This is a genomic window from Paenibacillus timonensis, assembly GCF_022427145.1.
Lineage (GTDB): Bacteria > Bacillota > Bacilli > Paenibacillales > Paenibacillaceae > Fontibacillus > Fontibacillus timonensis.
This window is the reverse complement of sequence record NZ_JAKSXN010000059.1, coordinates 1-21,305: the sequence shown is the minus strand read 5'-3', so window position 1 is coordinate 21,305 and position 21,305 is coordinate 1. Positions and strand designations below refer to the sequence as shown.

The window sequence follows — 21,305 nt, the reverse complement described above, 5'->3', positions numbered from 1 at the left end:
TCTAGGTGAAAAGACCGTTTTCTGCTGTCGGGAACTGTCTCCCGGTCAGTACGCATTTTTATTGATAAAGCCATTCAAGACGGTTCGCAACACAATCTTGATATCCAATAAGATCGACCAGTTCTCAATATAGAAAATATCGTATTTAATGCGTTCCTCGATCGACGTATCTCCACGAAGCCCATGGGTTTGCGCCCAACCGGTGATGCCTGGCCGAACATGGTGCTTCACCATGTATTTCGGCACTTCTTCCTTAAACTGATCCACATAATAAGGCCGCTCGGGGCGCGGACCAACCACACTCATATGTCCGGCCAGCACATTGAAAAACTGCGGCAGCTCGTCAAGGCTCGTCTTGCGGATAAAGGCTCCGAACTTGGTGCGCCGGGGATCGTTTTCCGTCGTCCACCCTGTGTCCTCGACTCCCTCGGGCAGCACCCGCATCGAACGGAACTTGTACATTTGAAACGTCCGCCGGTTTAACCCTACCCGCTCCTGCTTAAAGATCATCGGACCTTTCGAGGTTAACTTGACCCCAATGGCCACAAACAGCATCACCGGAGAAGTAAGGAGGATCGCCAGCAGGGAGAACACGATATCGAAGATTCGCTTGGCCACCCGATTCCCGGTCAAGTCCAGCGGAATATCCCTGACGTTAATCATCGGCATTCCGGCAAAATTATCAAAATACGGACGGGCCGGTAGATAATCGAAGAAATCCGGGATGATGAGTGTTCTGACCCCTACTTTTTCACAGATAGAAATGATCTGGGCATAACGGTGATGCGCCTCCAGGGGAAGCGCCAGAACGACCTCGTCAATCAACTTGTCCTGCAAGACGCTCTCCAGTTGATCGATCCTTCCCAGAATCGGTTTATAGCGTGCCGCCTCGATCCCGTCCCAGGCCTTATGATCATCCAGAAATCCGACGATCTCATAGCCAAGCTCGGGGTATTGTTTGAGATTGTTGTGAAAACGCTGGCCTAAGGACCCGGCTCCGAGAATCAGGACAAACTGCTTGTTGTACCCCTTCTTCCGAAGCTGCTTTAGGCTATTTTTCAAGAAGTACCGATAGAACAAGATCAGGAGCATGTTGAACATCATATAGATCGCCAAATAAAGACGGGAAATATCCACTTGCTTGAAGAAGAACATCAGGCCAAACAAGAGAAATAAACTCGCCACATGAACCTGAACGATCTTCCAGACTTCATCGGCGAAGCGTTTTTTGCGTTTAGGGGTATACAGGGAAATTAAGACGCCGACAAAAACCGCAATTGCCCCATAAACAACGCTCCAAAAAGCATATATCTCTACAGGCAGCGGCTTCTCGTAAGCGATCAGGCCGCTTTCGAATTTCACCCACCAAGCAAGCAGGAAGGAAATCTGGATGGACACAAAATCCGTCAGAATATACAGTTGGGTTAAGAACCGTTGGTTCTTACGGATCATGATCTCACCTCCATTTTAACTTCCGCCGACTCCGGCTTGACCGCTCCAGATGGCGTTCTCGCACCTAGCGGGAGCAGTTTGTTTTTGGCTAGGGATAAGAGAAACTTCAACGAAATGCCGCTGTAAACGGCTGCGTTCGTGATCCAGGAATAATGACGAAGATAATGTTTCCGGTGAAAGACCCACATCGCGCGGTGAAATTCATAGATGATCTTAAAGGGCTTGCGCCGGCTGCTGGCTCCCTTATAGTGAACAATGTATGTAGCCGGATGATAATGAATGCCCCAGCCCGCTTGCTTGATGCGGTAGCACCAGTCGATATCTTCCCCGTACATAAAGAAGGTTTCGTCCAGCCCCCCAACCTGACGGATCGTCTCCTGTCTCACCAGCATAAAGGCGCCAACCAAGCAATCGACGGGGTAAGTCTCGTTCGGATCCTTGTACCCCAGCTGATACTGGTTAAACCGCGGATTGTCCGGAAAGAACTTCGAAAATCCGAAAGCATAGTAAAACGATGCTGACGGCGTAGGAAATCCGCGCCTGCACGCCTTATCCAGCGAACCGTCCGGTAGGATGACTTTACATCCCGCTGCCCCGAGGTCTGGGTGTGCATCCATATAAGAAACCATGGTCTGGAACGTATCGGGTTGCACTACGGTATCCGAATTCAATAGCAGAACGTAGCGCCCTTGAGCAACGGCCATCCCTTGATTGTTCGCTTTGGCAAATCCCGTGTTGTCCTGATTCGCGATCAGCACCACATTCGGATACTCGCTACGAATCGCCTCCACCGAACCATCCGCCGAAGCATTGTCCACCACAATCACTTCATACGAATAGACCGTCTCCGCGTCGTATACCGACCGCAGACAGTCCAAAGTCAACTGACGCGTATTATAATTTACGATCAATATACTTAAATCCATGATTTATGCGCTCCGAATCTACAAATATAGTAGTCTATCGACATTATAGCACAGATTATCATGGTGCCCTATTTCCACATAATATGAGTAAATCAGAGTTTCAACCTTTTCTTAATCCCCTGCCGCTTCTCTCGTAATTCCGGCAGTTTATGAATGAAGCCCTTCCATGCTCCAAGTACCTTGGGTTCTCTCAAAAGCATATACCCATTACTCGCCAGCTCGTAAGCAAGCAGCTTCGGTAGAGATTGGATCCAACGGTATCCCGACAGATTCTTATAGATCATTTTGTAGCGATTAATATAGGAATATTGGCGAATAAACAGGGGCTGCGAATGGCGGTTTCCCTTCTTCCAGCCTCTCTCATGAGTGGCAAGCGCATCCGTACAATAAAAAGCCGTCCATCTCAGCAAACGGGCCGGTCGGCTTCGTCGACATCTCTAGTCACCGATGTTACAATTGGATATATTTATAACACAAACTATACTTTCGTGATACACATAATTGTTGAGGAGGGAGGGGAACAAGTATGGATAAACCCAACTTTTTAATCCTTTTATCTACATATAATGGAGAAAAATATTTGACCGATCAGATAAATAGCTTGTTAGCTCAAGAGGATATCAATTTTCATTTACTGATACGGGACGATGGCTCTAAGGACGCTACTATACCTATCATTAAGACATTTATACGTAGTATATCTGGGAAAATTACCCTCATGGAGGCTAAAAACGTCGGGGCTAAAAACAGCTTTTTTGAGCTTATTAAGCAATCTGCTAATTCGCTGGATAATTATGATTTTTTCGCATTTTGTGACCAAGATGATATATGGAAAAAACAAAAATTGTGTCGTGCAGCAAATTTACTAAGTAAAGAAAGCCCAAACCTCCCTTTAATGTACTGTTCTTCCACTCAGATGGTGGACTCTGAACTAAATAAACTAAGGATCTGGCCAAATACACCAAAAAAGCCTTTAACCGTCTACAATGCTCTAGTCGAAAATGTTGCTGTAGGATGCACTACCGTCCTAAATGGTAGAGCCTTAGAGATGCTCGCGGCGAACCTTCCTTCCAATCTTAACCATGTCATCATGCATGACTGGTGGGCTTACCTAACTGTTTCAGCCTTAGGTCGTGTCATATTTGACAGTGAACCATCTATTCATTACCGCCAGCACAGCAATAATGTACTTGGAGGTCAATCAGATAACTGGATAACAAAATGGAGAAGACGCTTTTGGCGCTATTTCAAGGGGCAAAATCACTTTATCCTTAGCAACCAAGCCAAGGAGTTTTTAGCTCGTTATAAATCGTTACTTGATCAAGAAATTCAAAAAGATGTTCAAGATTTTATTAACAGCACAGGAGAAGCAGGCCTAAGTAGATTTACTTACGCTATGAAAACCCCCTTTTATAGACAGAGCAGTGCTGACCAAAGAATTTTGAAATTGTTAATAAGTTTAGGGAAAGTATAGAGATTAAAGAAAACACTACTACAAATTACAGAAAAATAAGCTAACCGGAAATCAAGCTTCCCGGCTAGCCTTTAATTCTTCCAAAAATGCCCGGAGCCCTTCCCGCCATGGCCTCAAATCCTTCAGTCCGTTCGTTCGGATCGCTAAATGATCCATCACTGAGTTGCGGGGCCGTGGAGCAGGACGAGGAAATTCATTAGTCGTACATGGGTTAACCTGAACCGAGTAAGATTTCCCTAATAGTTCATGGGCATCCACAAAAATCGCTTGTGCAAACTCACACCAAGTGCACTCCCCAGAATTTGAGGCATGGTAGATCCCATACTTCTCCGTTTGAATCAGCTCAAGTAAAAAAAGAGCCAAATCGACCGTATAGGTAGGAGAACCTTTTTGATCATTCACCACGTTCAGCACCGGCTCTACTTGACCGATTTCCAGCATTTTTTTCACAAAATTATTTCCATGTAATCCGTACACCCATGAAGTCCGCACGATATAAAATTTAGATGACAAACTTTGGACGAGCACTTCACCCGCCCGTTTCGATTTACCGTAGATACTTTGGGGATTCGTTTTGTCGTATTCCCGATAATTTGACACCGATGTGCCGTCAAAAACATAATCCGTGCTGATATAACAGAACTTCGCCCTGGCATGCTCAGCAGCAACAACCATATTTCTCGTTCCAACCGTATTTACTGTATAAGCTGCATCAATTTCGCTTTCTGCCTTATCAACATCGGTATAAGCCGCACAATGGATGACTGCGTCCGGCTTAAATTCCTTCACACGCTCCAAACACATATCGTAATCGGTAATGTCCAGCAAAATACGGTCGCCAGGGAACACCACATGCTCTGCTTTCTCAAACTGACGAACGATATCTTTACCCAACTGTCCTCCGGCGCCGGTCACCAGAACTTTCATGAGCGTTCTCCAAGCATTTCGCCATACTGCTTGGCATTATAGTTTTGGTATGCACTGGATTGAGCACAGGTTAACCACTCCTGATTATCCAAATACCAACGAACCGTTTTCTGAATCCCGGTTTCAAACGAATACTTCGGCTTCCAGCCCAGCTCACTCATCGCCTTCGTAGGGTCTATACCATAACGACGGTCATGCCCAGGACGATCGGGTACGTGCTTGATTAGCGACTTCGGTTTATCGAGTTGCTCAAGGATCGTCCGCACAATATGCAAATTCGTTCGTTCATTATTTCCGCCGATATTGTACACTTCACCCTCTTGGCCCTTATGAATCACCAGATCAATCGCACTACAGTGATCCTCAACATATAGCCAATCGCGAATATTCATTCCATCACCATATATTGGAACTTCCTCATCATCTAACGCTTTGGAGATCGTCAGCGGGATCAACTTTTCCGGAAACTGATACGGGCCGTAGTTGTTCGAGCAACGTGTAATATTCACCGGCAGCTTAAAAGTCTCATAATATGCGCGTACTATCATATCTCCACCGGCTTTGCTGGCGGAATAAGGGCTATTTGGAGCTAGCGGAGTTTCCTCTGTAAATAGTCCAGTTCCCCTTAACGTTCCATATACCTCATCGGTAGACACCTGAACAAATCTGCTAACACCGTACTTTCTGGCTACATCAAGCAGCACTTGTGTTCCAAGTACATTGGTCTTAACAAAAATATCCGGTTCAAGGATACTACGATCCACATGCGATTCCGCCGCAAAATTGACAACAACGTCAATTCCTTGGCCTAGCAATTCATCCATTGTCTTTACATCCGTAATATCAGCCTTTACAAATGCATAATTCAAGTTATTCTCCAACGACTTCAGGTTTCCCAGGTTCCCTGCGTAAGTCAATGCATCCACATTGACGATTTGGTAATCCGGGTACTGACTTAGCATATATATAATAAAGTTACTACCGATAAACCCAGCACCGCCTGTTACAAGCAGTTTCATCTATGCTGACCTCCTAACATAATATCTTGTTTATTTCATATCACTACATAAATATGCGAAAAAAAAAATTAGGTGAAGGACAATAGTCTCGGGATACCTGAAACTCTTTGTGCGGTATGATAGCATTTATGAATAATCATATGAAGTAACTCTTCATAAATGAGAACCCGATCTTTATTACGTTTTTGATTATGATAGGATAGCAAGTCGCTGGTACATTCGTATTCCACCATCACGCCCCCCTCCATTGCTCCATCGTACTTGAAATAGGAAAAGGCACAGACTGCAAAATCCTAGCGTACCGATTCGCATGATTAGGGATTCTTGAGGTGAAATTAGTCGGTTTTTTTGAAAGAATATTAAGCTTTCTATTAAACTCCCTTTTGCTTTACTGGTTTGTAGACAAACAGGTTTACAAATGTGCGGAATTCGTTAACCTTTTCGGTTGATCAACCAAAACTTTTCTTTATCAAAACAATCAAACCAGATGATAAAGACTTCCTTACCTTTTTATACTCATCGCATAAATTGTAATAAAGGATCAACCTTAAAGCTCTCGAATGAGAAGAGGCATACTAACTATGAGGGTATTCATAAAAAACCAAGGAGCTAAGCGGTCTGTTCTCGCTTAGCTCCTTGGCTTTGACGTCCACCGCTGCTTCCTGAGCAGATTGTGGGCAAGGGAAAGCCACCCCACCTCCAGACTTACTTTGGGTAAGCCTCGAAGCAGGAACTTCTTAAAGCCTCGGTTGTTCTTTACATGGCCAAACACAGGCTCCGGCTCGATCATGCGCCTTACGGCCAGGGCATGACCTTCTTCACTGCGGAGCTTTTGCCTGGCCTGGTTCTTTAGCCGCCAATACTTCATACTAACCTTGATCTCCCGATCACCTTGGGCTTTGGTACACTGCGGTTTTAGCGGACAACCCTCACAGCCGGCGCTTCGGTAATGTCGGTATTCGATTTCATACCTGCTTTCCGTTTTCTCCTTACTCCCCCTTCAGAAATGGAGCGTTTGTCCCGCCGCACATGTCCATGTATCTTGTTCACTGTTATAGGTCCAGTTGTCGATCTTGCTGGTGTCCTTTTGGCATGCCTTGCTCTTTTCACGGTGATACGTGTTGTACTTCACCATGGCTTCGACTTCATTTCGCTCCAAGTAGTCGTAATTTTCTTCACCGCCATAGCCTGCATCGGCGATGACGGTTTTTGGAAGCTTGCCGAACTGCGATTTTATCTTCTCAAAATACGGGATGAGGCAGCGCGTATCGGTCGGCCGCTGGTGCAAACTGTAACCGACAATGAATTGATTTTCAGTGCCAATCTGAACATTATAGGCTGGTTTTAGCTGGCCGTTTCGCATGGGGTCTTCTTTCATCCGCATAAACGTGGCGTCCGGGTCTGTTTTACTGTAGCTGTTTCTCGTGCCTAAAATCGCTTCCTGCGTCTCATACTTCTGTAAGGCGAGGAAGCAAGTCCTTGCGGAGCGTGCGCACCGCCTTCTTGAGCGGCTTGTCCTTTGGTTTCTCCTGCAGACGCTCCTCTAATTGTTTGACGGCTTGCTCCAGCTTTTCACCGGCGAGGGCAGAGGACTCGCCCATAACCGGTTGATGGTGCGGAAATCCGGCCGGCTTTTTCCTAGCCGCGATCCACATGAACATGATGTTTACACGGATCGCTTGGGCGATCTGGCGAGAGGAGTAGATGCGCTGCGTGTAGGCGTAAATGATGACTTTGGTGAGCATTTTAGGGTGGTAGCTGTCTCGTCCGCCTCCAGGGTAAGCCGCGTCAAAGATGGCGTCGTCGAGATGATTAACGGCGGCGTTGACCACACGAACGAGGTGATTGGCGGGGATATCTTCTTCTAAATCCATTGGTAAGCAGAGTTGATCCATGGTATATTGAATGTACAAAGAAACCGTCTCCTTTTGGTTTATGGTTGGGTGGTACCTCCATTTTACCTAAGAGTGGTTTCTTTTTATTTGACGAAATGAAAAAGAGGGTCGTCCCTAGTCATCTATGATGACTTTTGGGACACCCTCATACAACTACTTAACCACAACGTTATACTCAACAGGTTCATATTGATAAGTTTTATCCTTAGATATGATAACAAAACTAATTTTATCAACTTTTTTCAACTCTTCTGAGTTCACACTAAACATAAAACCAGAATTAGTTAAATTAGGATTATTAAAATACTCGGAAACACTGGTCCGTGCCATACCATATAATCCTGAATAAAATTTATCTCCAACTCTTAAAAACACGTTACTAGCAACATCACTTGACAAAATGTCAGCAGCCCATCCACTTATAGTCGTTGTCTTACTCGTCTTATCTATGGATAAAACACCTGGCTCTGGAACAAGATCATTATTGATGTAGTCTACCCACATTAGATTTTCAGCATTTTTTGTTGGCAGATTTTTATAGATACTGTAATCAATAAATTCGGTGGATTCGGACAATATATTCATGGTATTTTCAAAACTTCTCTCGACGTTCTCATAAATTACAATATCTGGTTTGAATAAATATACCAGATTTTGTAATTTATTAATATTATCAGTGTGAATAAATACTGTTTCTGAAAAGCTCTCGGCTAAATTGGGAGTTAGGAATTCATAAAGATAACTATCTCCAAAAATTAAAGCCCTCGGTAACTTTTCATTACTATTTTTATAGGTAGCAGCCATGTTCGTGGTCGATAGATTTAAATTATCTATCACCCCAAAAGTTCGTTTCGCTAATCTTGGAGTTTTCAGATTAAAATTATAGTCAGTTTCAAAAAATGGTATTGTGTCATATACTTTACTTTCCCTATGATATGTTGTAATGTCAAAGTCACTCCAAGAAAAGGTCTTAATATTTGGAAAATAATTTTGTACTCTTTGCATTAGTTCTAAATATCCAATAAATGCACCATAATTATTCCAATGCCCATTATCATAATTTTGGGAATATACGGTAGCTTTATTTTTAGCTTTAAGAAGAGGGGCTATTGGGGTGAAGAAATCGATATCTGTTTCATTTATAAAATAATCAGAAATCATATCTGTCCTCGATTTATCTCCGACCTTAAGTATTGTATCGGGATAATTCTCAGAATATATTGTCTTTTTGTCGGGATTTAACATCATGATAAACGGTATATTTTTCGATTTCAAATAATTATCTATTCTATCAACGCCATTCCCCCATTCCCGGAGTTGCTGATCTGAAGGTAAATTTATTTGTTGGTAATCAGCAATAATATCAGGAGTAACGTAATAGAGCCATTTATTCTTGCCTTCAATCGTGTCACTTTTTGTTATTTTCCCAAACAAATTATATTGCATCTCTGTATTCACTTTAACAAGTTGATCTCTATAACCAAAATTATCATTAAACCAACTTTCAAATTCTTTAACGAATTGAGTATTAAAGTGTCCCTCACCAGATGTAAAATGTGGGAACTTGGTTAAAGCTCTATTTTCTGCTACAGATATCTTTCCTTGGATTTTATTCACTGCAATAAGTGGGACTGTTATAGCGACAATAAATAAAACGACCAACAATACATTATAAACTTTATGAGCTTTCATCCCTTCACCTCCTTAGAACCTAAAGTATATAAACGGGTTATAAGTTGATGTTGCCATGAACATAATACTTAGGATTAATAAAAATGCGACGTACGCATTTTGTATGAACAAACTAAAACCATTGTGCTCTTCATAAGCACCTACATTGTTCTTTATATACTTAGAAATGGGCAACGAAGCAAGGCATGCAATCAGTATTATGGTTATAACCATGGGGTCCAAATAATACCAGACTGTGAATCCTACATCATACGGACTATCAATTGCAAACATTATTTTCAAGTAACTGAGAGCATAAGCAAGATCCGGAGATCTAAACAATACCCAACCTACCACGACAATAAGCATTGTATATAACCATGTTAAGATTTGGGGAATTCTGAACTTCGTTTTTGATTTCCTTAGTACACGCTCTATGATAAGAAACAAGCCGTGCCATAATCCCCATATCACAAAATTCCATGCTGCACCATGCCACAAGCCAGTTACCATAAACACGATTAATAAATTGAAGTATACATTCCCTTTTCTATTCCCGCCTAGCGGAATATACAGATAATCTCTGAACCAAGAGGAAAGTGAAATATGCCATCTTCTCCAGAACTCAGTCACTGTTTTAGAAACATAAGGAAAGTCAAAATTCTCTTTGAATTTAAATCCAAACATTCGCGCTAGTCCTATTGCCATGTCTGAATAACCTGAAAAATCAAAATAAATCTGTAACGAATAACAAATAGCGCCTATCCAAGCAGTATCCAATGAATTTTGATGAGCTGGCAAATTGAAGATACTATCTGCTACTTGTCCCAATGTGTTAGCAATAATAATCTTTTTTCCTAGTCCCATTACAAATCTTCTAATACCATAGGCAAAATCATCAACCGTAGTAACTCGATTCTCGATTTGATCATGCACATCAACATATCTTACAATAGGTCCTGCTATTAACTGTGGAAAAAAGGATTTAAAGAGCGCAAACTTCAAAAAATTCTTTTGTACTTGTACTTTTTGCAGGTAAATATCGATGATGTATGAAAGACCTTGAAAGGTAAAGAACGAGATTCCAATAGGTAATATGATATTTTCCAGTGAAAGATCCAAACCGGTAACATAATTTACATTCAAAATAAAGAAATCAAAATATTTAAAATAGAATAGAAGGCCACAATTTGCAAGTATCCCAATAATCATGACAGCCCTTGAGACTGTAATAGAATATTTAATACGACAAATATTTATAAGAAAACCAAAAATATAGTTAACAAGGATGGATAGTATAATTACGATTACAAATTTAGGCTCGCCCCAAGCATAGAAAAACAGACTCACTATCAATAGGAAGGCATTTCTATACTCTAATTTCATAAGATAGTAGCCTATTAATACAATTGGTAAAAAACAAAATAAAAATATAGTCGAGCTAAATACCATCAATACTTACCTCTTTCCTAACGTGTCATATTCCTTATTTTCTTTAAGAACTCGATTACATAAGTGGGCAGGTATTTTTTTAAACTTTGCTTAAACTGATAACTTCTTGACGGGCGTAAGTTATTTGAAAGCCCCGTAATCATGCCGTAATGAGGTGTTGGACCGCATTTTTCAAAATAACGCAAGTTAATTTGCCGAAGCATATAATAAAGGTTGGTTATTTCTATTCTTGCAAAAGAATCAACCAATACCCATGCTGAATAATATCCTTCATATTGTGCAACATATGGGTATATTCTTTCTATGGCATGCAATAAAGTTCCATCGACATTATTGGGTTCTTGCGGGAAATCTTTATACTCCCACTTATACTCAATTAGTGCTTTTAGTGCTTTAGGTCTAAACCAAAACATAGTGCCTAATGGAGCAATTGGTTCCTTATGCCATTCCATTTCGCTTACAATACCTATTTTTTTCGCTAAATCCCTAGTAATATCTAAATTAATGCTCCACTCATATCCAATAGTAAAATAAAAATCAGCATGATTTGGAGGTGGTGGAGATAATAGCCCCAATTTAGGATTTTCATCAAATGTTCTAATAATATTATTCACAAGATGCCTATTTTTCAAAATATTCTCAAAACACTTGTATGCGAATGACTCACCTTTAATATAAGGATAAACTTGTTTTGTCTTTTTATCATGCGCAAAACAAACATAATCATAATCTTCTAAATAATCTCTAACTCCAATAAGTAGCGAGCTCACATCTCTTCCTCTATTTGGAATTACTATCACTTTCAAATTTGCACATTCCATACCTTTAAAAGCTTCTTCTATTAATAGTTTATTTGAGTCATTATTAGTTGTTACATAGACATCAGTTTCTGGCGGCATAGATTTAGCATAGTCTAGACAATACTCAATTTTGTCATCAAAATAAATATGCATTACTAGAGCAATTTTTTTAGTACTATGATTATTACTGGACATATCACTTGATAATACGTAATTAAGATTTGCTGCATTTTTAATATCTGCTTGATTATTTGTCCTCAATATATTTTCCCAAATCATATCAGTATCATAATCAAAATTTTCCTTTATAAATTCGTATGCTTCGATTGTTTGTTCACCAGTCGTATTATTTAAAAAATCAGCTATATCATGAAAGAAACTTCTTCGTTTAATAATTGGGCATTTCCTATTCTTGATTAATTCCAGTGGCATCATTAATACTGGATGGTAAGTGTAACCCTCCAGATCATCAGTATTCACATAAACATCCCATGAAAAACCTTTATCACTAAAATCCTTTGTGAAAATTGCCTCATGGTAACCAATAGCCTGTATGTACGAATTTACTTCACGCATATTACTCCAGTAATTACGAAACTCAAAACTCTTCAACATTTTATTTCTAACAACTATAAAATGAGATTGAATATGCTCAGGGATATAACCATATTTAATGGTACCGAACGGGTCATAGTCAACTTTATGAAATTTAGTTATCCCCCAAAAATCTATATCTCGTTTACTCATATCAGCAAACATGGTATCAAAAGATGTGAGGGGACCAAAAATAGTTGAATTAAACAATACTAACTCTTCATATAACTCAAGCGAATCCCAACCAATATACTCTAAACCTTCTTTGTATGCCCAAACATCAAATCCTTTATTTTCTCTTACTAATACCTCCGTAGCTACCTTTTCTAACAACTTTCTACTCTCATTCATTAGTTTTCCGTTACAAACTATCAGTAAAGTCCCAATTGATTTCTTTATATCATTCAAAAGATGTAATATATATCTATCAACTATTCCTTCGTTATCAAAAAAGAAAAATATACCAGCCCTTTTACTAGATTCATTAGATACATTCATGAGTATACTATTCCCCAATCTTATCTTATCTATTTTTTCTATTGAAATTATATCAAGAGTGTTTTTTTAGAATCCTTTGGATTTTTTCATTACTCCCCCATAATCCTGGAGAATCATACGGGCGATTCGGGAATGCTCCATAATCTAATTTAATTTTATAAGCGTTCTTCTCCAAGAACTTCTCAACCATTTCCCTTAATGAGACAGGCTGTCCTGAGCAACAGTTAATAATCCCGTCAATTTCAGTTTGCAGCACTGTTAAAGAAATTTGACGAGCCAACTCATCTACAGTAATAAAATCATATTTATTTTCTCCAGTTGTAAAAGGAAACAACTCTTTTCCATCTTGCTCAGCCTGAATAATTTTCGTAAAAATTGACTTATTCTTAGAATCATCACCATAGATATAAAAGGCTCTTAACCACTGAAACACTACATTTCTACCCTTTAAAAAAGTTTCCAGAGATTGTCGCAGACTATTTTTAGCAATACCATATAATGAGTACGGATTTGTTGGGGTTTCTTCGTTAATCTCACCTTCGTAATAACCCACCTCATGCATTGTTCCCATTACAGCAACATGCTTTAGTCCACCATTTACCATATTTTTTATAAATTCATAATGGGAATATAAGTTTTTCAAATGAGAGTCTGCATTATGAACAAATCCATCTCTCCATGCCATGTGTAAACAAATATCCGGCCTTCCCAACTCATCATATATTTGTTCTCTTCCAGAAAATATATTGTATTCAATGATATTTGCACGAAAGTCAATGCGTTCCACATTATTATCCGCTGCGAATACGTTAACCCCCATATCCAATAATGTTTTTACTACATGATTACCAATGTAACCCCCAGCACCAGTAACCAATACTGTCTTATTATTAGACATACTACACTCCCCTAACTAATACTCTTTCCTAATATCATGGCTACCCTTGGAGGTATGCATTGCAGACATCTTCTACTAGCCCTGAAGCCATTACCTGACCCTTTTTTAACCAAATAGCATTATTGCAAACATTCTTAACCTGATCAATCGAGTGAGAGACTAGAAGCAAAGTCGTGCCACCAGCAGTCAGTTCGCTCATTCTTTTCTCGCATTTCTCTTGAAAGGACTGGTCCCCGACCGACAATATCTCATCAACAATTAACAAGTCAGGCTTAACAAGGGTAGCAATAGAAAATCCTAGACGCGCAACCATCCCAGACGAAAAATTTTTCAAAGGAACATCTACAAATTCATGCAGCTCTGAAAAATCAATTATCTCCTCATACCTCTCCTGCATAAATTTTTTTGTATAACCTAAAACAGCACCATTCAAAAAAATATTTTCCTTCGCAGTTAGTTCCATGTCAAAACCAGTACCCAACTCAATTAATGGAGCAATACTACCATTCACACGAACCTTTCCTGAAGTAGGATTATATATCCCCGAAATAATTTTCAGCATTGTACTCTTCCCAGAACCGTTCCCCCCAATAATAGCAAAGGAATCCCCTTTTTCTACTCGAAAAGATACATCTTTTAAAGCGTAGAACTCATCATATTCGATATTCCTCTTCAACAATCTGATTGTATATTCTTTTAAGCTATTGATTCTTTCCCTCTCCAAATTAAACTTCATCGAAACATTTGTTACTTCAACCGCAAATTCAGACATAGATTGAACCCTTCCATTTCGTAATTGTTCATCAAATATGCAATACGAATTTATGCTGATTCTTATAAAATACCAAAAGACCTATTAGAATTGATAAAACAGAGAAAAAAAGGCATACCATGTTTGTCTGGAGATCTGGCAGTTGACTGTACAGTACTATATCCCTAAAAGCCTCTACAAAATAATACATTGGATTAGCATAGATAATTGATTTCACATAATCAGGGACAATATTAACAGGATAAAAAATGGGGGTCAGATACATCCAGGCCGAAAGAAGCACTGTATATAAATGAATCATATCTCGGAAATAAACTGCAAGGACAGACATTATTAAACCTACACCTACAGAGAACATTAAAATATATAGTAAAGGCAAAGGAAAAAACAAAATCTCCGCTGTTATTGGCACACCTGTAAAAATAATAACTACAACCATTGCGACCAGAGAAAAAATCAAGGTGATAAATGAAGAGAACACCTTTGAAAGCGGAAATAAATATTTAGGCACATATACCTTTTTGATAAGTGCTCCAGCACCAAGAATCGAATTCATGGATACAGATGTAGCCTCTGAAAAAAAATTAAAAATAATTTGCCCCGATAAAAGATAAACTGGGTAATTAGGAATATCAAATCTAAAAAAGCTTGAAAATACAGCAACTAAAACGATCATCATTAAGAGAGGATTTAACAAACTCCATAAATAGCCAAGGAAAGATCGACGATACTTAATTTTCAAATCTCTAACAACAAATTCATATAGTAACCCCTTGTACCGCCAAAAATTTTTAACATAGTTCATAATAAATCGATCCTTATGATTAAAATAATAGCACACGATAAACAAGAATCACTTTGCACTGGTTTCTTTTAAATATCTAACTAGCGCTTCTTTCCAACTTGGTAAACGATTAAATCCTCCTAAATCCAAACTTGATTTAGACAATCTTGAATTTTTAGGTCTAACGGCCTGCATATGGTATTGATCAGATTTTATAAAGTTGACCTTATTCTTCTTGTCTGTTAGGCGAAAAATTTCGGCGGCAAACTCTGCTCTGCTACAATATCCTTCGTTAGTAGCATGATAAACACCAAATTTCTCAGTCTGTATCATGTCCACAATAAGCTGAGCTAAATCAAAAGTAAACGTTGGAGAACCTATTTGATCAGAAACAACATTAATTGTTTCGTACTCCCCAGAAATTCTTAACATTTTTTTTACGAAGTTATCTCCATTCACTCCAAAAGCCCATGAAGTTCTAACAATAAAGTGTTGAGGAAGACTTTTTTGAACAACTTTCTCCCCATCAAGTTTTGTCTGCCCATATACAGATAGCGGACCAACTTTTGAAAACACTTCGAAAGGTGTATCACCTTCACCTGAAAATACGTAGTCGGTGCTAATGTACACCATTTTCGCACCTATTTCATTACAGAGTGACGCTATATTTTCTGTTGAAGTTACGTTGATAATCCTACATTTCTCCGCTTCAAACTCAGCCCTATCCACATCAGTGTATGCAGCGCAGTGCACAACAACGTCGGGGTGATAGCATCGGATATACTTAGCAGTCGCTTCTAAATTGGATATATCAAGGTCGTCCATGCCTACACCAATACATTTTACTCCCAATTCTTTCAAACATCTTACGACGTCAAATCCGAGTTGCCCTTTAGCACCCGTCACCAATACCTTCATAGTCATTTCTCCCCAGGATCAATCTATCTATAAAGATTTATTTCCCAGAATACATTTTGTCATAATACGCTATATATTCTCCACTCTTCACATTATTTAACCATTTTAGATTATTCAAGTACCATTGGATGGTCAATCTAATTCCTTCATCGAACATAACATTCGGCTCCCACCCTAACTCATCCTTAATCTTCTGTGGATCGATTGCATACCTTCTATCATGGCCCAGACGATCCTCGACGAATTTAATCAGTGATTCCGGTTTCCCAAGTTCCTCTAAAATAATCTTAACGATATCAATATTCGCCCTTTCATTATGTCCGCCTACGTTATAAACTTCGCCGGATTTCCCCTTATGCATAACAACGTCTATAGCTTTACAATGATCTTCAACATACAGCCAATCTCTAATGTTCATTCCATCCCCATATACCGGCAATTCCTTGTCCTCTAGAGCATTAGAGATCATTAATGGAATCAATTTTTCAGGAAATTGATACGGACCATAGTTGTTGGAACATCTTGTGATGTTAATATTAAGGTCGTAAGTTTCATGATAAGCCCGAACAAACATATCAGCAGATGCTTTACTAGCTGAGTACGGGCTATTGGGAGACAGTGGTGTATTCTCCGTAAAATACCCCGTTTGTCCAAGAGATCCGTACACTTCATCCGTTGAAACTTGTACAAATTTTGCTTCGGGGATGTATCCTCCATTACTCATCCAATATTTCTTACAAGCATCAAGTAAAACTTGCGTCCCTGCAATATTGGTCTGTAAAAATACCTGTGGATTCAATATGCTTCGGTCAACATGAGACTCGGCTGCAAAGTTAATTATATATAACGGATTATATTTCTCGAAGATCGAATCAACTAATGCCACGTCACAGATGTCACCTTTGATAAAGGTATAGTTTTCATTACCTTCAACTTCCTGAAGATTCTCTAAATTCCCAGCATAAGTTAATGAATCAAGGTTGATAATATGATAATTAGGATATTGCTTTAACATATATTGAACAAAATTACTTCCAATGAACCCGGCCCCTCCCGTAACTAATACGGTAACTGGAGCTACATTATTATTATTTGTTAACACTTAATAACTCCTCCTAAAATTGCTGATCACTAAGTAACTTTAATGTTTTGTCTTTTTCTGATAGAAGAACTTCCAAATCTTCTGTAATCGGCCACTTCACCCCAATTTCCGGATCATTCCATAGGACACCGCCCTCATCTTCAGGGTGATAAAAATCCGTACACTTATAAACAAATTCTGCTTCGTCTGACAAAACCAAGAATCCATGCGCGAACCTTTCAGGAACATACAGTTGTTTCTGGTTTTCCCCTGAAAGCACTGTACCAAACCATTTTTTATATGTTAGAGATTCAGGTCTAAGATCTACCGCAACATCAAACACCTCACCGGAAAGGACACGAACCAACTTACCCTGTGGGTGTTTTTTTTGAAAATGGAGACCTCTTAGCACACCTTTCCGTGATTTTGATTGGTTATCTTGAACAAAAACCATATCTAAACCAGCTTCTTTAAAGTCATTATAATTATAAGTTTCCATGAAATAGCCTCTATGGTCGCCAAACACTTTTGGTTCTACGATAACTAAATCATTAATTCCTGTCCCGATAAATTTGAAGTTCCCCATATACTCCTCCTAAAAAAGAACAAATTAATATAAACCCGTTGCAACATAAACTAAGTATTTTCCATAATCAGATTTCATCAGAGGTTTTGCTAATTCCATTAACTGTTCTTTATTAATGTAATTCATTTTATAAGCAATTTCTTCTATGCAGGCAATGTAGAGACCTTGTCTTTTTTGAACAGCTTCTACGTAGTTGCTTGCCTCAAGCATCCCATCATGAGTCCCCGTATCCATCCAAGCCATGCCTCTGCCAAGTAATTTTACTTTGAGCCGCCCTTGTTTTAAGTACATATTGTTCACTTCTGTAATCTCAAGCTCACCACGTGCTGAAGGTGTAATGTTCTTTGCTATTTCCACAACCTGATGGTCATAAAAATACAACCCAGGTACTGCATAATTGGATTTAGGATTCACGGGTTTTTCTTCTATAGATATTACATTCCCCTCATTATCATGTTCGATCACACCATAATCCTTAGGGTTTTTGACAAAATAACCGAATATCGTCGCTCCTTCTTTATTTTGGGCCGCTTCATCCAGTATGCGCCCAAAGCTTTGACCATAAAAAATGTTGTCGCCTAAAATCAACGCAACCGAGTCGCCATTGATAAATTCTTCTCCGATTATGAACGCTTCTGCCAGTCCATTGGGTTCATTTTGTACTTTGTAAGAAATATTTAACCCAAGACTCGAACCATCTTCAAATAATTCTTGATACACAGATATATCTCTGGGAGTTGAAATTATTAGTATCTCTCTAATTCCAGCAAGCATTAGTACAGATAGCGGATAATATATCATTGGCTTATCATATACTGGAACAATTTGCTTGGATATTGCTTTGGTGACAGGGTATAATCTCGTGCCGGAACCCCCTGCTAAAATAATACCTTTCATTAACAACAAACTCCTTCAAAAAATATTCGTATTCTTTATAGTAAAATAACAAATCCTAGTTGCTGAATTACAAATCTACTAAGTCTATGCTAAAATAATACCCGTACTTATTTGCAAAGGAGATAAACACGTGTCGAAACCAGTATACGGTAAAACGGCCGCAGCGTCGAGAAATGGGGAAAAGTTACCTGCGGCGTTGTTGGTGTTGATGATTGGGTTGATTTTGTTCCTCGTCTGGGCGCCGTTCCAGGCCGGGTTGTTTAACGGGCTTGTGCTAGACTTCGAGAAACCGATTTATTGGGCGGTTCTTGTTGGAAGCCTACTGATGTTAGGCTGGGTTGCCGCCTATTTCAAAAGTATCAAGCTGGAGGACCAGCGGGATTGGACGGCCCTATTTGTTCTGCTAATTCCCATAACTTACATTATCGCACTGATTCCGGCAGCAAGCCAGTACTTTGCTTCCAATATGGTGCTGATTCAGTCGCTTTATGCCTTCATGTTTGTCATTTCGTTGTATTTGCTGCAAAACCGAAAATCGAACCGTGTCGTCGAAACGACGGTGATCACGGTTGGATATGTCATTGTGCTTTTTGGTCTGTTCAACTGGCTCGGCCAAGGAAGAACCGTGTCGGCCCTCGTCGGCTGGTTTACGGGTACGGTTGTACATGGGCAATACACACAGGCGGTTTGGGTGGACTCGAACGGTCCGCGGCTAGCTTCGGTATTCCAATATCCGAATACATATGCGGCCTTTTTGATGGCATTCTTCTTTGTGGCCGTATTTGCCATCACACGCTCCAAAAGATGGTATAGCCAGGCTATTCACGCTTTTATGCTTGTACCGATTGCCCTTTCGATTCTACTAACGTTATCCCGGGGCGGTTTGGTGTTCCTACCAATCGTATTTATCGTCTTGCTGTTCTTCCTGAAGCCTGCAAAGCAGATCCTCTGGATCGTTTACTGCCTGATTGCCGGAATCGGCACGCTGGTCATTGCCAAGCCAGTTACAGAGCTGGGGCAGCAATTCCACCTAGGACAGATCGGCGACCCGGCCAAAGGATGGTTTTATGTCTTAGCTTCTTCGATCGTATTGGCCGTTATCGCTTGGTTGATTCAACGTTTTGTTGCTCCTCGTTTGGAGAACGGAACTGGCAAATGGGCGAGCAAGAAACTCGCCAGTTTGTGGCTCCCCTTGGTTTCGGTCATTGCGGTAGCTGTTTTAGCTGCATTGTTCCTCGGGACAAACTTGAAACACATTTTGCCTGGTAATATCGGGGAACGCTTGGAAAACCTGAACCTCCAGCAACACAGCTTCCTGGAACGGATGACTTTCTATAAGGATGCGGCGAAGGTTGTCAAAGACTATCCGATCATCGGGGCCGGCGGCGGTGCCTGGGCTTCGATCTATGAGAAATACCAGAACAACCCGTACACCAGCCGTCAAGCGCATAGCTTTGTGATGCAGTACCTCGTTGAGGTCGGAATTCTAGGCTTCCTCGTGTTGATTGCTTTCTTGGCCTTTATTTTCTATAAATACATCCATGGATATATCAAAGCGGATGAACAAAACCGGGAATCCTACTTTGTATACTTCATCATTGTCCTCTCCATCCTGATGCACAGCTTAATGGACTTTAACATGAGTTATGTGTTCTTGGGCATCTTGGTATTCATAGGGCTGGCGGGTATGGCGGCGACAATGGACAACCGCCCTGTCGAGAAGTTCTCCGTTAAGGCAGGAACGATGCGTGGTCTGTATAGCACGATTATGGTGGTCGCCTCCTTGATCCTGATCTTTATGTCGATCCGGAACATCCAAGCTTCCGGGGCTGCGGCCAAAGGTAAAGAGTTGATCACGACCAGCACGGACTTCCAGGAGATCAAGGCCCCTCTGGATGACGCGCTCAAGAAACGCAGCGCCCAACCGGATGCAGTACTGTACCTAAGCTCACTGTTGCAGGCCGGCTTTGATCAAACGAAAGATGAAGCTTTCTACAATCAGGAGCAGTCACTCCTTACGAATGCGCTGAAAAAAGAACCCTTCAACAAGGACATGTACAAACAGCTGATTAAGCTTTATCAGTCCAAAGGCGAATACGACAAAGCGTATGCGGTGTACCGCGATAACGCTGATCGTTATGCTTATGATATGAGCTGGTACGAGAACCTGATTGTTCAATCCTATGAGCTTGGGTATCAGAAGCTTGGCGAACAGGATACAGCCCAGAAGGAGCAATATTTCCAAACCGGGCTAGCCGCCTATCAGCATGTTGTGGATGGGGTTGAGCACCTGAAGACGTTGCCTAAGGGGCAAATGCAAGGGAATCCTTTTGAAATTACACAACCGATGGTCCTAAATGCCGGAAAAATGCAGTTTATGATGAATGAACCGGCTAAGGCGGCGGAAATTTTCAAAGTAGGGATCAAAGATGATTTGACGGATGACACAAACCGCGAAATCGCCCGGTGGTACCTGGCTGCCTTGCAGAAGACAGGAGCTAGCGACCAGGCCGTGTACGACCGGTTGCTGCAAGTGGACCCGTCCGAAAAGAATTCGATTGAGCAATTAGCTAATCTAACTTTCTAAACAAGATCAAAAAAACGGTCTCTCCCATAGGATAAGCTACCCCTATATAGGACAATGAAATATAACATGTCCTA

The 21,305-nt window shown here is 40.4% G+C and carries 16 protein-coding genes and 1 pseudogene; 2 read left to right on the top strand and 15 right to left on the bottom strand.

Annotated features, from left to right (window positions below; translation table 11 throughout):
* Nucleotides 1-45: 45 nt before the first annotated feature.
* Both MJ257_RS19840 and MJ257_RS19835 read right to left on the bottom strand, forming a co-directional pair.
* Nucleotides 46-1,452, bottom strand: a complete 1,407-nt coding sequence (locus MJ257_RS19840; protein ID WP_240270880.1) for an undecaprenyl-phosphate glucose phosphotransferase — start codon at nt 1,450-1,452, stop codon at nt 46-48.
* The gene (locus MJ257_RS19835) at nt 1,449-2,378 is read right to left on the bottom strand and encodes a glycosyltransferase family 2 protein (protein ID WP_240270879.1); all 930 of its coding nucleotides are present in this window, start codon (nt 2,376-2,378) and stop codon (nt 1,449-1,451) included. Before MJ257_RS19835 ends, MJ257_RS19840 begins: the two co-directional genes overlap by 4 nt.
* A gap of 526 nt (nt 2,379-2,904) precedes the next feature.
* Between MJ257_RS19835 and MJ257_RS19830 the strand changes: the two genes are divergently transcribed.
* The gene (locus MJ257_RS19830; RefSeq protein WP_240270878.1) at nt 2,905-3,852 is read left to right on the top strand and encodes a glycosyltransferase family 2 protein; all 948 of its coding nucleotides are present in this window, start codon (nt 2,905-2,907) and stop codon (nt 3,850-3,852) included.
* A 51-nt stretch (nt 3,853-3,903) separates the two neighbouring features.
* On the opposite strand, the gene rfbD (MJ257_RS19825) is transcribed toward MJ257_RS19830, so the two are convergent.
* From rfbD (MJ257_RS19825) to rfbA, 13 genes and pseudogenes are all read right to left on the bottom strand, one after another.
* Entirely contained in the window at nt 3,904-4,779 is an 876-nt protein-coding gene (gene rfbD / locus MJ257_RS19825; RefSeq protein ID WP_240270877.1) for a dTDP-4-dehydrorhamnose reductase, read from the bottom strand.
* Complete coding sequence (gene rfbB, locus MJ257_RS19820; RefSeq protein WP_240270876.1) at nt 4,776-5,798, bottom strand: dTDP-glucose 4,6-dehydratase; 1,023 nt, start codon at nt 5,796-5,798, stop codon at nt 4,776-4,778. Before rfbB (MJ257_RS19820) ends, rfbD (MJ257_RS19825) begins: the two co-directional genes overlap by 4 nt.
* Nucleotides 5,799-6,426: 628 nt before the next feature.
* Nucleotides 6,427-7,711: pseudogene (locus MJ257_RS25020) on the bottom strand (transposase).
* A gap of 135 nt (nt 7,712-7,846) precedes the next feature.
* Complete coding sequence (locus MJ257_RS19800; protein ID WP_240270873.1) at nt 7,847-9,385, bottom strand: alginate O-acetyltransferase AlgX-related protein; 1,539 nt, start codon at nt 9,383-9,385, stop codon at nt 7,847-7,849.
* A 12-nt stretch (nt 9,386-9,397) separates the two neighbouring features.
* The gene (locus MJ257_RS19795; RefSeq protein ID WP_240270872.1) at nt 9,398-10,816 is read right to left on the bottom strand and encodes an MBOAT family O-acyltransferase; all 1,419 of its coding nucleotides are present in this window, start codon (nt 10,814-10,816) and stop codon (nt 9,398-9,400) included.
* 17 nt (nt 10,817-10,833) lie between these two features.
* Entirely contained in the window at nt 10,834-12,708 is a 1,875-nt protein-coding gene (locus MJ257_RS19790; RefSeq protein ID WP_240270871.1) for a rhamnan synthesis F family protein, read from the bottom strand.
* 52 nt (nt 12,709-12,760) lie between these two features.
* On the bottom strand, nt 12,761-13,606 hold the full coding sequence (locus MJ257_RS19785; protein ID WP_240270870.1) for an NAD-dependent epimerase/dehydratase family protein: 846 nt from the start codon (nt 13,604-13,606) through the stop codon (nt 12,761-12,763).
* Between the two features lie 40 nt (nt 13,607-13,646).
* Nucleotides 13,647-14,378, bottom strand: coding sequence for an ABC transporter ATP-binding protein (locus tag MJ257_RS19780; protein ID WP_240270869.1), 732 nt, complete (start codon nt 14,376-14,378; stop codon nt 13,647-13,649).
* A gap of 31 nt (nt 14,379-14,409) precedes the next feature.
* Nucleotides 14,410-15,183, bottom strand: a complete 774-nt coding sequence (locus MJ257_RS19775) for an ABC transporter permease (protein ID WP_240270868.1) — start codon at nt 15,181-15,183, stop codon at nt 14,410-14,412.
* A gap of 48 nt (nt 15,184-15,231) precedes the next feature.
* Nucleotides 15,232-16,080, bottom strand: a complete 849-nt coding sequence (rfbD, locus tag MJ257_RS19770) for a dTDP-4-dehydrorhamnose reductase (protein WP_240270867.1) — start codon at nt 16,078-16,080, stop codon at nt 15,232-15,234.
* 37 nt (nt 16,081-16,117) lie between these two features.
* The gene (gene rfbB, locus MJ257_RS19765; RefSeq protein ID WP_308193231.1) at nt 16,118-17,182 is read right to left on the bottom strand and encodes a dTDP-glucose 4,6-dehydratase; all 1,065 of its coding nucleotides are present in this window, start codon (nt 17,180-17,182) and stop codon (nt 16,118-16,120) included.
* 13 nt (nt 17,183-17,195) lie between these two features.
* Nucleotides 17,196-17,747: a dTDP-4-dehydrorhamnose 3,5-epimerase gene (rfbC, locus tag MJ257_RS19760; RefSeq protein ID WP_240270866.1), complete on the bottom strand. Its 552-nt coding sequence runs from the start codon at nt 17,745-17,747 to the stop codon at nt 17,196-17,198.
* A gap of 24 nt (nt 17,748-17,771) precedes the next feature.
* Nucleotides 17,772-18,644, bottom strand: coding sequence for a glucose-1-phosphate thymidylyltransferase RfbA (gene rfbA, locus MJ257_RS19755; protein ID WP_240270865.1), 873 nt, complete (start codon nt 18,642-18,644; stop codon nt 17,772-17,774).
* A 130-nt stretch (nt 18,645-18,774) separates the two neighbouring features.
* On the opposite strand from rfbA, the gene MJ257_RS19750 reads away from it, so the two are divergent.
* The gene (locus tag MJ257_RS19750; RefSeq protein WP_240270864.1) at nt 18,775-21,231 is read left to right on the top strand and encodes an O-antigen ligase family protein; all 2,457 of its coding nucleotides are present in this window, start codon (nt 18,775-18,777) and stop codon (nt 21,229-21,231) included.
* The last annotated feature ends 74 nt before the right edge of the window (nt 21,232-21,305 follow it).

Excerpts from the sequence above, each read along its gene's own strand:
- MJ257_RS19840 (WP_240270880.1), bottom strand. The coding sequence starts at position 1,452 with ATGATCCGTAAGAACCAACGGTTCTTAACCCAACTGTATATTCTGACG.
- MJ257_RS19780 (WP_240270869.1), bottom strand. The coding sequence starts at position 14,378 with ATGTCTGAATTTGCGGTTGAAGTAACAAATGTTTCGATGAAGTTTAAT.
- MJ257_RS19835 (WP_240270879.1), bottom strand. The coding sequence starts at position 2,378 with ATGGATTTAAGTATATTGATCGTAAATTATAATACGCGTCAGTTGACT.
- MJ257_RS19790 (WP_240270871.1), bottom strand. The coding sequence starts at position 12,708 with ATGAATGTATCTAATGAATCTAGTAAAAGGGCTGGTATATTTTTCTTT.
- MJ257_RS19775 (WP_240270868.1), bottom strand. The coding sequence starts at position 15,183 with ATGAACTATGTTAAAAATTTTTGGCGGTACAAGGGGTTACTATATGAA.
- rfbC (WP_240270866.1), bottom strand. The coding sequence starts at position 17,747 with ATGGGGAACTTCAAATTTATCGGGACAGGAATTAATGATTTAGTTATC.
- MJ257_RS19795 (WP_240270872.1), bottom strand. The coding sequence starts at position 10,816 with ATGGTATTTAGCTCGACTATATTTTTATTTTGTTTTTTACCAATTGTA.
- rfbD (WP_240270877.1), bottom strand. The coding sequence starts at position 4,779 with ATGAAAGTTCTGGTGACCGGCGCCGGAGGACAGTTGGGTAAAGATATC.
- rfbD (WP_240270867.1), bottom strand. The coding sequence starts at position 16,080 with ATGAAGGTATTGGTGACGGGTGCTAAAGGGCAACTCGGATTTGACGTC.
- rfbB (WP_240270876.1), bottom strand. The coding sequence starts at position 5,798 with ATGAAACTGCTTGTAACAGGCGGTGCTGGGTTTATCGGTAGTAACTTT.
- rfbA (WP_240270865.1), bottom strand. The coding sequence starts at position 18,644 with ATGAAAGGTATTATTTTAGCAGGGGGTTCCGGCACGAGATTATACCCT.
- MJ257_RS19830 (WP_240270878.1), top strand. The coding sequence starts at position 2,905 with ATGGATAAACCCAACTTTTTAATCCTTTTATCTACATATAATGGAGAA.
- MJ257_RS19800 (WP_240270873.1), bottom strand. The coding sequence starts at position 9,385 with ATGAAAGCTCATAAAGTTTATAATGTATTGTTGGTCGTTTTATTTATT.
- MJ257_RS19785 (WP_240270870.1), bottom strand. The coding sequence starts at position 13,606 with ATGTCTAATAATAAGACAGTATTGGTTACTGGTGCTGGGGGTTACATT.